Genomic DNA, 11,097 nt, shown 5'->3' with positions numbered 1-11,097 from the left:
CAAGACCCAGTACAACGTCTCGGTGAACGTCGAGATGCCCCTCTACCAGGGCGGCGGGCTAAGCGCCCGGCGCAACGCCGCCAGCCACGCGGTGGAAGCGGCGCAGTCCAATATTCAGCGCACCCGGCTGGACGTGCGGCAAAAGCTGCTGGAGTCCAAAAGTCAGGTGATGAGCCTGATGAGCACCCTGCAGATCCAGTCCCGCCAGGAGACGCTCAGCCAGCGTACCCGCGAACTCTATCAGCAGCAGTATCTCGATCTGGGCTCCCGCCCCCTGCTGGACGTACTGAACGCCGAGCAGGAGGTCTACCAGGCCCGCTTTACTCAGTGGCAAACCGCCGGGCAGCTTCGCCAGTTGCAAATCAACTGCCTCTATAACACCGGGCGGATGCGCAATGCCTTCGGCCTTGAAAACCACACCATTCAGTCAGTGGAGATCCAGCCATGATCCGAGACGATATCCTTTATGAGGAGACACTGACGCAAGAGGCGCTGGAGCACTGGGCGCAGGCGTTTGGCTACGTCGCCACCCGCTACCGGGTGGCCTGCTCCCCCGGCGCGCTGGTGGCGGGCGCGCCCTGGCTGCAGGGCAAAAGCAAAATTCCGGCGCTGACCGGGCTTGCCCGCGAGGCGGGCCTCTCCTTTCAGCTGCTCACCAACGGCCAGGAGTCCATCAACAGCTGGCGCCTGCCGGTGGTGGTGGAGCTTAATGACGGCAAGATTGGGGTGATTGAGCACTTCGACGGCGAGGATTTGCTGGATGTCTGCTTCTTTGACGGCAAGGCGCAGACCAACCGCATCTCGCTGGCGAAGATGCTCCCGGCCATTCGCCAGGTGGTGGCCCTGCGCCCGCTGGCGGCGCTGAAAGACAGCCGGGTGGATGCCTATATCTCCAGATACCGCCCGGACTGGCTCTACCGGCTGGTGATGCGCGACCTGCGCCCCTATACCTACGTGATGCTGGCGGCGCTGTTCATCAACCTGCTGTCGCTGGCGGGCATTCTCTTTTCAATGCAGGTCTATGACCGGGTGATCCCCGCCCAGTCCTACCCCACCCTCTATGTGCTGACCATCGGGGTGCTGATTGCCACCCTGTTCGGCTTTATTCTGCGTCTCGCCCGGTCTCACATTATGGATCTGCTGGGCAAACGCGCCGACATGCGCGTCTCGGACCGGGTGTTTGGCCACGCCCTGCGCCTGCGCAACAGCGCGGTGCCCCGCTCCACCGGCAGCTTTATCTCCCAGCTGCGTGAGCTGGAGCAGATCCGCGAGATGGTCACCTCCTCCACCATCTCTACCATCGTCGACCTGCCCTTCTTCTTCCTGTTTGTGGTGGTGCTGGCGATCATCGCCCCGTCACTCGCCTGGATCGCCCCGGTTGCGGCAGTGGTGATGGTGCTGCCGGGCCTGCTGCTACAGAAAAAGCTGGCGGCGCTGGCGAAGCAGTCGGCCCACGAGGCGACCCTGCGCAACGCCGTGCTGGTGGAGAGCGTGCAGGGGCTGGAGGACATCAAGCTGATGCAGGCGGAGAACCGCTTCCTGCAACAGTGGAACAGCTACATTCAGATCACCGCCGAGTCGGGCCTTAAGACCCGGGAGCTGACTCAGGGCCTGATCAGCTGGGGGATGACCATTCAGAGCCTGGTCTACACCGCGGTGATTGTGGTGGGTGCCCCGATGGTGATCGAAGGCGAAATGACCACCGGTGCGGTGGTGGCCGCCTCAATGCTTGCCTCGCGGATGATCGCCCCGATGGCGACCCTGTGCGGCGTGCTGGCCCGCTGGCAGCAGGTGAAGGCGGCTAAAGAGGGGCTGGACAACATTATGCAGCTGCCCACCGAGAACCAGCGTGAAGAGACGCCGATCCGCCAGGACGTGCTGCGTGGACACTACCTCTTCGAGCAGGCGCAGTTCGCCTACGGCGGCGACGCGCAGAACCCGGCGCTGCGCATCAACCGGCTGGAGATTAAACCCGGCGAGCATGTGGCGGTGCTGGGGCGTAACGGCGCGGGCAAATCGACCCTGCTGCAGGCGATGGTGGGCAGCATGGATCTGGTGGGCGGCGAACTGCGGCTCGACAACCTCAGCCTGCCCCATCTCGACATGGCGGATGTGCGCCGCAACGTCGGCCTGATGAGCCAGAACGCGCGGCTGTTTTACGGCACCCTGCGGGAGAACATCACCCTCGGGATGCCGCGGGCCACCGACGAGGAGATCTTTGCCGTGCTGGAGATGTGCGGCGCGGCCAGCTTTGTGCAGAAGCTGGCGAAGGGGCTGGATCACCCGATTATGGAGAACGGCGTCGGGCTCTCCGGCGGCCAGCGCCAGTCGATTTTGCTGGCGCGGATGTTCCTGCGCGATCCCAACGTCGTGCTGCTGGATGAACCCACCGCCTCGCTGGATGAGCACACCGAGCGTGAATTTATCCAGCGTCTGGGCCAGTGGCTCGGTCACCGCACGCTGATTGTCGCCACCCACCGCGTACCGATGCTGGAGCTGGTGGAGCGCGTGGTGGTGCTGAAAGAGGGCATGCTGGTGATGGACGCGCCGAAAGCGCAGGCGCTGAGCAACAGCCGGATGCAGCAACCGCAGCAGGCAAATGGCCGGGAGTGGAAAAATGAAAATCAATCAGCGTGACGTTGCGGCGATGGATGACCTGGATAACGCCCTCGGCTCCGAGAGCGGCTATACCGGGGCGAGAAGCATTGTGTTATTCAGCCTGCTGCTGTTTGTCGCTGCCGGGGTGTGGGCGTGGTTCAGTATTCTCGATGAGGTCTCCACCGGCACCGGGAAGGTGATCCCCAGCTCCCGGGAGCAGGTGTTGCAGTCTCTCGACGGCGGGATCCTCGCCGAACTAAAGGTTCACGAAGGGGATCAGGTGCAGGCCGGCCAGGTGCTGGCGCGTCTCGACCCGACCCGCTCTGAATCCAACGTCGGCGAAAGCGCCGCCCGCTACCGCGCATCGCTGGCCTCCAGCGCCCGTCTGCGTGCGGAGGTGAACGATCTGCCCCTCACCTTTCCGCCGGAGCTGGCGAAATGGACCGACCTGATCGCCGCCGAAACCCGGCTCTACAACTCCCGCCGCGAGCAGCTGGAAGACTCCCGGCGCGAGCTGCGCCAGGCGTTGGATCTGGTGAATAAAGAGCTTGCGATCACCCAGCGGCTGGTAAAAACCGGCGCCGCCAGCCACGTCGAGGCGCTGCGCCTGCAACGCCAGAAGAGCGATCTTGAGCTGAAGCTCACCGACCTGCGCTCGCAGTACTATGTTCAGGCCCGGGAGGCGCTCTCTAAATCGAACGCCGAAGTGGATATGCTCTCGGCGGTGCTGAAAGGACGTGAAGACTCGGTGACCCGCCTGACGATGACCTCGCCGGTGCGCGGCATTGTGAAGAACATCAAGGTGACCACCATCGGCGGCGTTATTCCCCCGAACGGCGAGGTGATGGAAATTGTGCCGGTGGACGATCACCTGCTGATTGAAACCCGCCTGTCGCCGCGGGATATCGCCTTTATCCACCCCGGTCAGAAGGCGCTGGTGAAGATCACCGCCTACGATTACGCCATCTACGGCGGGCTGGATGGCGTGGTGGAGACCATCTCCCCGGACACCATTCAGGATGAAGCCAAACCGGAAGTGTTTTACTACCGGGTGTTTATCCGCACCAGCCAGGATTACCTGGTGAACAAAGCGGGCAGGCACTTCTCGATTGTGCCGGGGATGATTGCCACGGTGGATATCAAAACCGGCGAGAAATCGGTGATGGATTATATGATTAAGCCGTTTAACCGGGCGAAAGAGGCACTAAGGGAGCGGTAGCAAGAGCGCCGGGTGGCGGCTGCGCCTTACCCGGCCTACCAAACCGGCACGCCCTTGTAGGCCGGGCAAGCGAAGCGCCGCCCGGCAAACAGGTCGCACCGGTGCAAACCCACCAGGCCATACTCTCAACGAAACATTAACGGCAAGGTTTCGCCAGGCTGCTGGGGTCGGGTTGCGCCTGATGCTGAAGGGTGTTCGATAAAATCAGGGTGATGAATAACATTGTTTGTCGCCAGATTAAGGGCGCAGTGCATCTCATACAGCAGCCTTTCCTGTTCAGGCCCGCTGCTGCCGGCCAACTGCTGCGTGTAGCCTTTCACCTGAAGCAAATTTTCCGTCATGCGCAGATTCGTCAGCTTGCACGCCTCAGCGTGCTGACTGGCAGACTTCAGCTGCCCCCGGCTCTCCTCCAGCGCCGTTTCAAGTTTATCAACCTCATTGGTCAGCCGGGAAACCATCATAAAGAGGATGGCGACCCCGGCGATGACAGGAACAATTAACCACCATGACACAAACATGTGAGTCACCCTGCAAGATAAGTAGCGTAGTTACATTCTTATTAGCGGGCCGACTTAGAGCAATAATAGGAAATCATTAGAAACGCCCGCGCCTCTTTACTCCTTCATTGCGGATTGCCAGTAAAGGGGCGCGCCGAAAAACGCCACGTAGTAGTCAATCACCGCCCTGACGTTCAGCGGTGGATGACGCGCATTGGGGTAGATCGCCGAAATGTTCTGCGGTTCCGTGTTGATAGCGGCCTCATGGTCCGGCAGCAGTTTTACCAGCTCCCCGCTGCGCAACCGGTCGCCGATAAGCCAGTCCGGGAAGAGCACCATCCCCATCCCGCCCAGCGCCGAGGTCAGCAGGGTTTCCGCGTTATTGGACGATAACAGCGGCGACACGGGATAGTGGACCCACGCCCCGCCAGGCGCACGCAGCAGCCAGCGGTTGGGGCCGGACGAACCGCGGTAGACAAGGCATTTATGTCGGGTTATGTCGTCGGGCGCCTCGGGCGCGCCGTATTTGCGCAGATAGGCCGGAGAAGCGGCGAGGTGATAAAACTGCGGCCCGAAAACCCGGGCGTGAAAAGAGGAGTCGGTCAGCATACCGATGCGAAAGATCAGGTCGGCAGCATCCCGGTGGGGATCGATATAGTCGTCCGTCAGCGTCAGCTCGATGCTGAGCCGGGGATAGCGTTCCGTCAGGCCGGGAAGCCCCGGCGCGATATGCCGCTGACCGAAAAAGACCGGGGCGTTGATGCGCAGCAGACCGGAGGGCTCCTGCTTGCGCGCGTCCAGCTCCCGGCGCGCCTCCTCAAGGTTGCCGAGCATCAGGCGGGCATAGCGGATAAAAAGGTGACCACTTTCCGTGGGAATAATTGCCCGCGTGTTGCGGTAAAAAAGCTGCTGGCCGAGCGCATCCTCAAGCTGATGGATGACCCGCGAAACCTGCGAAGCGGAAATCCCCTCCCGGCGTGCCACCACCGAAAAATTCTGGGATTCATAGACCTCTTTAAAGGTTTGCAGCCAGCGGAGGCTGATCGTGGCGGGGTCGCGCATTAATGCATTTCCTGCACAGGTGTTTCTTTCATTATGGCATTTTTCTCACGGATGTTCAGGGGTACGCTTCCCCGCCTTGAAAACGGAGAAGAGTAACTATGCAGCTGATATTGATTTTACTGGTTATTGCCGGGGGGATGGGGTTGTCCGTCGAGGCAGGGCTACTGGGGCCGCTCGGCGGTGAGGTAGGTGATTTATGGGCCACGTTCAGCGTGTTCGGCGTCGGTGCCGCCCTGACCTTTTTGCTGATGCTCTTTTTCAGCCCACGCAACAGCCCGTCGTTTTTTTCACAGCCTTCATGGCAGCTGCTGGGCGGCGTTCTCGGCCCGGTCTACGTCATTATTCTCACCGTGGTGACGCCCGCCATCGGTATCGCCATGACGATGATTGGCATTCTTGCCGGCCAGGTCTTTAAAAGCCTGATCATCGATCACTACGGCCTGCTGGGCACGCCGCACCGCAAAATTGACACTAAACGCATCATCGCGCTGATTTTTATCATTGCCGCGCTGGTTCTGGTTGCACAGGGGTAAGACGATGACATTAATTATGATTATTCTGGCGGTGATTGGCGGTGCGACGCTGAGCATTCAGGCCGCCATCAACGGCCAGCTGGGCAGCAAGGTGGGCGTATTCAAAAGCGCGTTCCTGACCTTTTCCGTCGGCGCGCTGATCACTGCCCTGCTGATCTTCTTCTTTGAACCGCGCCATGCCGTCAGCCTGCTGGATGTGCCCAAATGGCAGCTGCTGGGGGCGATGTTTGGCGTGCCGTACATCGTCATCATGGTGCTGGCCGTGCAGCGTATCGGTACGGCGGTCGCCACGGTGGCGGTGATTTTTGGTCAGCTGACCATGAGCATGCTGATCGACAATTTTGGCTGGCTGGGGAACGACGCCATACCCTTTTCGATGACGCGCCTGGGCGCTGTCCTCTGCCTCGGGATCGCGCTGTGGTTCATCTACTCCAGCAGCACGCAGAAGTCAGAGGAGAAGGCGCCTGCAGAAACGCGAAGTTAAGCCAGCTTCGGTGAGGGGAGGCGCAGGCAGGTGTTTTTGCCTTTCAGGTCATTTATAGTACTTCCCCTCATCCCGTAGCCATTAACACCATGAAAACCGATAATAAACGCGTTCGTGCTTATCATTTTTCCCCCTTTCGCCATCTTTTTGCCGCACGTTTTCTCACCGTTCTGGGCAACGGTATCGCCCCCATTGCGCTGGCATTTGCGGTGCTGGATATTGGCGGCTCGGCCTCTGATTTAGGTATCGTCGTGGCCTCCCGCTCGATTTTTAACGTGCTGTTTCTGCTGCTGGGCGGAGTATTAGCGGACCGCTACTCCCGCAGCCGGGTGCTCGTCTCCTCGTCGGTGGTGGCCGCCATCTCACAGGCTGTCGTGGCGTGGTCGGTGCTGGACGGGTCCGCCACGGTGCTCAGCCTGGCCCTGCTTGGCGCGGTAAACGGTGCCGCCGCGGGCATCACCCTTCCCGCCTCTTCTGCCCTTGTTCCCCAGACGGTCCCCGGTAAAAGCCTGCGCGAAGCCAACGCCTTCATTCAGCTCGGGGTGTACAGCGGGACGGTTATCGGCGCGTCGCTGGGCGGCGTTCTGACAGGCGCCGTCGGACCGGGCTGGGGGCTTGCCATTGATGCCCTGGGGTTCGCCGCCGCCGCCCCCCTCTACCTGATGATTCGCGTGACCGCCCTTGAAGCCGGGCCTTCTCAAAGCAACATGCTGCAGGATTTAAAAGCGGGGTGGCAGGAGTTCGCCAGCCGGGCCTGGGTGTGGTCGATCGTCGTGCAGTTCACCATTATTAACGCCGCTTTCAGCGGGGTAATGATGGTGCTCGGGCCGGTGATTGCAGATACCTCTTTTGGCCGGGCGCAGTGGGGGATTATTTTGGCATGCCAGAGTATTGGCCTCATTGTGGGCTCCTCCCTTGCCCTGCGCTGGCGACCGCGCCGGGATCTCTTTATCGGCGTGATGCTGGTGTCATGCTGCGCCCTGCCCATCTTTATGCTGAGCCTGCTCCCCTCCACGCCCTGGCTGATTGCCGCGTTCTTTATTGCCGGGGTGACCTTTGGCCTCTTTGGGGTGGCCTGGGCCCAGTCCCTGCAAACGCATATTCCGCAGGATAAGCTGGCACGTGTCTATGCCTACGATGCGGTGGGATCGTTTGTGGCGATCCCCTGCGGCGAGCTTATCGCCGGGCCGCTGGCCAACCAGTACGGCACCAGCAACGTGCTGCTGGTGGCGGCCTGTGCCGTGGTTCTCGCCACGGTAGCCGCCAGCCTGGTGCCAGCGATAAGACGACTCGATAACACGTCACAGCTTAAATCGCATACGTAATGGGTTATCATCCGTCTCCCTCTTGTTTCTGCGGTCAGACTGATGTCAGTGATTATCGATAATTTTATTGCCCCGCCCTGCCATGCGGCGATAGAGACGCTCTGGCAGGACGATCATCTGGTGCTGATCAATAAACCCAGCGGGCTGCTCAGCCTGTCGGGGAAAAATCCGCAAAACCTCGATTCGGTGCATTACCGGCTGGTGCAGACCTTTCCCGGCTGCACGCTGGTGCATCGCCTCGATTTTGGCACCTCCGGGCTGATGGTGATTGCCCGCAACAAGGCGATCAATGCCGCTCTCTGCCAGCAGTTCAGCCAGCGCAGCGTAACCAAGACTTACACCGCCCTGCTCTGCGGGCATCTGGCCGATGATGAAGGGGTGATAGACGCCCCCATAGCCAAAGATCCGGCGCTGTTCCCGCGGATGTCGATTTGCGCTATCAACGGCAAGCCCGCCCGTTCCCGCTATCGGGTGGTGGAGCGCGGGCATTATCAGGGTGATGTGCCGGTCACGCGGGTGGAACTGACGCCGGAGACGGGGCGCACCCACCAGCTGCGCATTCACTGCCAGCAGCTGGGCCACCCGATTTTAGGCTGCGACCTGTATGGCGGAGTGCAGATACCCGGCACCGAACGCACGCCGCGCCTGATGCTGCACGCCAGCGAGCTGCGGTTTATGCATCCGGTCAACGGGGAGCCTGTCCATATCCGCCATGCCAGCCCGTTTTGATAGTGCCATTTTGCCACGCGGCTCTCTGTCAGTTCAGCCCCACGCCTGGTTCTGAATCACCACCCGGTACCCGTTATCATCCACGAATGTGCGCCCATTGACCTCCCAGTAGGGGTTAAACGCATTTACCTGCGTAAAGCCCGCGCTGCGCATTCGCCCGCAGGTCGCTTCCCATTCGGCTTTATCGGGATAATAGAGAACGATCAGATCCTCGTTCGTTTGCAGAGGCTGAACGGGATGGTGGTGGCACACGGTAAATTCGATATGCCAGGGTAAATCTTCCCGCCCTAACATGATCCCGCTGAAGCCCTGATGATCGCTAAAGTCCGCAATCTTTTTCAGTCCTAATCCCTGGCTGTACATCAGGAAAGCGTTGTCGAGGTTTATGACAGGTCTGGCAATACGCATATGGGTGAACATCCGGGCTCCTGTGGGCTGCTGGTTTATCATGCCGTCTCAGTCTACCTGCCGTTGCGTTTGCCATTTTCCTCTCAGTGCGTTCCGACATAACGGCGGCACGCCTGATGTTGCATCGCGCCGCCGGGCGGTCCGGGTGAATTTGCAGCGGAATGTGGCTATCCGGTTAATCCAGAACGATGAGCCCTCTCACCCCGCCTGCTGCACCTGTGCCGACAAATAGACCCGCACGTAGCGTACAAATTTGCCGACAAAGACCCCGGCGAACAGCCCGCCGGTAATGATGGCGAAGGCGCTTGCGCCGGGGCGCTGCAGCGTCTCGGGCGCAATGGCGCTGATCGCTCCCAGCACATATTTCACCGCGAAGGCCAGCATCATAATGGGCAGTGCCGAGTAGTCCGCCGAACGGTAAATGCTGCGCGGGGCGGGAGCCCGGCTCACCGTCACCCCTTTGCTCAGGATATAGCCCATCGCCGCACCGCTGAGTAGACCTGCCAGCCACAGGGAGACGGTGCCGAAGGTGAGTGTGCGAAAGACCAGCAGGTCGTAGATATCCCAGATCAGAAACAGGGCCGGAACGATGGCGAGCTTTTCCAGCGCAACGGTGGCGGGCTTACGCGCCCGGATGCCCCTGCTTATCAGGAACAGCAGAACCAGATAGACCCAGACGGGGGTATGAATCAGGACACCAGAGATGAAATCAAGCATAGGGTTCACCTTCGCCTCCGGGGTGACACAGCGTCACCGCTCCGGTTGAGTATTGCCTGGGGTACCCGCTCTACCATCATACTTTATCAGGTTCTTTTATTTGCCCTTCGCTTACCCTTTTTGAAGTAGTAATTTCCGTGAGTAACTGTAATCCATACATAATATACGTAAACAATTTGTTATATTATTTAACAGCCGAAAACAACGTCCATAAATAATATAAAAACCAATTAAGATTAATCCCACGTACAATATTTTTATATGGGCTATAAGCGGGCCACCCTGAACGTAAACTTACGTAAAGAGCCCCGCCACGCCTGGAATAGACCGTTTCAGCGAAACACAAAACAAGCGATAAAGCAGAACAACCGGAAGGTCGTTTGTTTACATTACCTTGGCGAAACTTATTTGCGAAACAAGCGGAGCGATATATTCAGTTAAATCTTAAAACATAAGATAATTTATTTTCAAAACCAGATTTGACTCTTCTGAAATAGGGGCTAAATTTAATCCTGAACGACAACGGATACGAATAAAAACGTATCTTACTGACATAAACGATGTAAATGAGGAAACATAATATGGCAGAGCAACGTGGTGGTTCAGGTAATTTCGCACAGGATCGTGAAAAGGCCTCTGAAGCAGGGAAAAAAGGCGGTCAGCAGAGCGGTGGTAATTTCAAAAACGATCCGCAGCGCGCTTCCGAAGCAGGTAAAAAGGGCGGTCAGCATAGCCATGGTGGCGGACGTAAGTCTGACAACTCTTAATTCATCTCATTATTAAAGCCTGTTCTTCACTTTAATGGGTAACCTCTGCGGGTCCGCGGGCTCGCAGATTTTTATAGCACTGGAGAAAAAGTATGAATATGAAAAGTATAGAGGATGTATTTATTCATTTGTTATCCGATACCTATAGTGCAGAAAAACAGCTTACTCGTGCGCTGGCTAAATTATCCCGCGAAGCCGCCAGCCCCGATCTGAGCGCTGCGTTTAAAGCGCACCTGGAAGAAACCCATGGTCAGATTGAGCGTATCGATCAGCTCATCGAGAAAACGCCAAATATTAAATTGAAAAGAATGAAATGCGTGGCGATGGAAGGGTTAATTGAAGAAGCCAATGAAGTCCTTGAAAGCACAGAAAAAAATGAAGTGCGTGATGCAGCATTAATCGCTGCGGCGCAAAAAGTCGAACACTATGAAATTGCCAGCTACGGCACGCTCGCTACCCTGGCGGAGCAATTAGGATACACCCAGGCGGTCAAATTATTAGCCGAGACGCTGGAAGAAGAGAAATCCACCGATCTTAAACTGACCGATTTGGCAGTCGGTAATATTAATCAGAAAGCAGAAAAGTAAGCCTGAATTAACCGAACCCGAGGACGAAAATATGAATCACGTAGAACACTACCATGACTGGCTACGCGATGCTCACGCCATGGAAAAGCAAGCGGAATCTATGCTCGAATCAATGGCGAGCCGTATCGATAATTATCCTGATGTCCGCGCCCGTATTGAGCAACATCTTAC

The 11,097-nt window shown here is 58.3% G+C and carries 14 protein-coding genes; 10 read left to right on the top strand and 4 right to left on the bottom strand.

Features of this window, described 5'->3' with window-relative positions; all coding sequences use genetic code 11:
* The 3 genes from WFM46_RS20380 to WFM46_RS20370 form a co-directional block, all read left to right on the top strand.
* Window positions 1–448: TolC family protein (locus tag WFM46_RS20380; RefSeq protein ID WP_336998388.1), on the top strand; the 448-nt coding region annotated here is incomplete at its 5' end.
* On the top strand, window positions 445–2,637 hold the full coding sequence (locus WFM46_RS20375; protein WP_180210693.1) for a type I secretion system permease/ATPase: 2,193 nt from the start codon (window positions 445–447) through the stop codon (window positions 2,635–2,637). The genes WFM46_RS20380 and WFM46_RS20375, both read left to right, overlap by 4 nt.
* A 10-nt stretch (window positions 2,638–2,647) precedes the next feature.
* On the top strand, window positions 2,648–3,817 hold the full coding sequence (locus WFM46_RS20370; RefSeq protein ID WP_114317191.1) for an HlyD family efflux transporter periplasmic adaptor subunit: 1,170 nt from the start codon (window positions 2,648–2,650) through the stop codon (window positions 3,815–3,817).
* Between the two features lie 125 nt (window positions 3,818–3,942).
* On the opposite strand, the gene WFM46_RS20365 is transcribed toward WFM46_RS20370, so the two are convergent.
* Together WFM46_RS20365 and WFM46_RS20360 are read right to left on the bottom strand one after the other, a co-directional pair.
* On the bottom strand, window positions 3,943–4,335 hold the full coding sequence (locus WFM46_RS20365; protein WP_159340329.1) for a hypothetical protein: 393 nt from the start codon (window positions 4,333–4,335) through the stop codon (window positions 3,943–3,945).
* A 96-nt stretch (window positions 4,336–4,431) separates the two neighbouring features.
* Window positions 4,432–5,376 (bottom strand): LysR family transcriptional regulator, encoded by a 945-nt coding sequence (locus WFM46_RS20360; RefSeq protein WP_336998387.1) that lies wholly within the window; start codon window positions 5,374–5,376, stop codon window positions 4,432–4,434.
* A 98-nt stretch (window positions 5,377–5,474) separates the two neighbouring features.
* Between WFM46_RS20360 and WFM46_RS20355 the strand changes: the two genes are divergently transcribed.
* The 4 genes from WFM46_RS20355 (at window position 5,475) to WFM46_RS20340 (ending at window position 8,447) form a co-directional block, all read left to right on the top strand.
* Window positions 5,475–5,909, top strand: a complete 435-nt coding sequence (locus WFM46_RS20355; protein ID WP_103180810.1) for a DMT family transporter — start codon at window positions 5,475–5,477, stop codon at window positions 5,907–5,909.
* Between the two features lie 4 nt (window positions 5,910–5,913).
* Window positions 5,914–6,393, top strand: a complete 480-nt coding sequence (locus tag WFM46_RS20350; protein WP_103180811.1) for a DMT family transporter — start codon at window positions 5,914–5,916, stop codon at window positions 6,391–6,393.
* Between the two features lie 89 nt (window positions 6,394–6,482).
* Window positions 6,483–7,718 (top strand): MFS transporter, encoded by a 1,236-nt coding sequence (locus WFM46_RS20345; protein WP_180210690.1) that lies wholly within the window; start codon window positions 6,483–6,485, stop codon window positions 7,716–7,718.
* Between the two features lie 42 nt (window positions 7,719–7,760).
* Complete coding sequence (locus tag WFM46_RS20340) at window positions 7,761–8,447, top strand: RluA family pseudouridine synthase (RefSeq protein WP_336998386.1); 687 nt, start codon at window positions 7,761–7,763, stop codon at window positions 8,445–8,447.
* 33 nt (window positions 8,448–8,480) lie between these two features.
* Here the strand turns inward: WFM46_RS20340 and WFM46_RS20335 are convergent, their stop codons facing one another.
* Both WFM46_RS20335 and WFM46_RS20330 read right to left on the bottom strand, forming a co-directional pair.
* On the bottom strand, window positions 8,481–8,867 hold the full coding sequence (locus WFM46_RS20335) for a VOC family protein (protein WP_180210689.1): 387 nt from the start codon (window positions 8,865–8,867) through the stop codon (window positions 8,481–8,483).
* A 186-nt stretch (window positions 8,868–9,053) separates the two neighbouring features.
* A complete protein-coding gene (locus WFM46_RS20330; RefSeq protein WP_336998385.1) occupies window positions 9,054–9,572 on the bottom strand; it encodes a hypothetical protein in 519 nt (172 codons plus the stop codon).
* A gap of 581 nt (window positions 9,573–10,153) precedes the next feature.
* On the opposite strand from WFM46_RS20330, the gene WFM46_RS20325 reads away from it, so the two are divergent.
* The 3 genes from WFM46_RS20325 to WFM46_RS20315 form a co-directional block, all read left to right on the top strand.
* A complete protein-coding gene (locus WFM46_RS20325; protein ID WP_103180815.1) occupies window positions 10,154–10,339 on the top strand; it encodes a general stress protein in 186 nt (61 codons plus the stop codon).
* Window positions 10,340–10,431: 92 nt separating this feature from the next.
* The gene (locus WFM46_RS20320; protein WP_103180816.1) at window positions 10,432–10,926 is read left to right on the top strand and encodes a YciE/YciF ferroxidase family protein; all 495 of its coding nucleotides are present in this window, start codon (window positions 10,432–10,434) and stop codon (window positions 10,924–10,926) included.
* A gap of 31 nt (window positions 10,927–10,957) precedes the next feature.
* On the top strand, window positions 10,958–11,097 hold a 140-nt coding region (locus tag WFM46_RS20315; RefSeq protein WP_336998389.1), incomplete at its 3' end, for a DUF892 family protein.

This window comes from Leclercia sp. M50 (assembly GCF_037150775.1).
In the GTDB taxonomy this organism is placed as follows: Bacteria; Pseudomonadota; Gammaproteobacteria; order Enterobacterales; family Enterobacteriaceae; genus Enterobacter.
The sequence above is the reverse complement of the archived record's forward strand: the minus strand, read 5'-3'. Positions and strand labels throughout refer to the sequence as shown.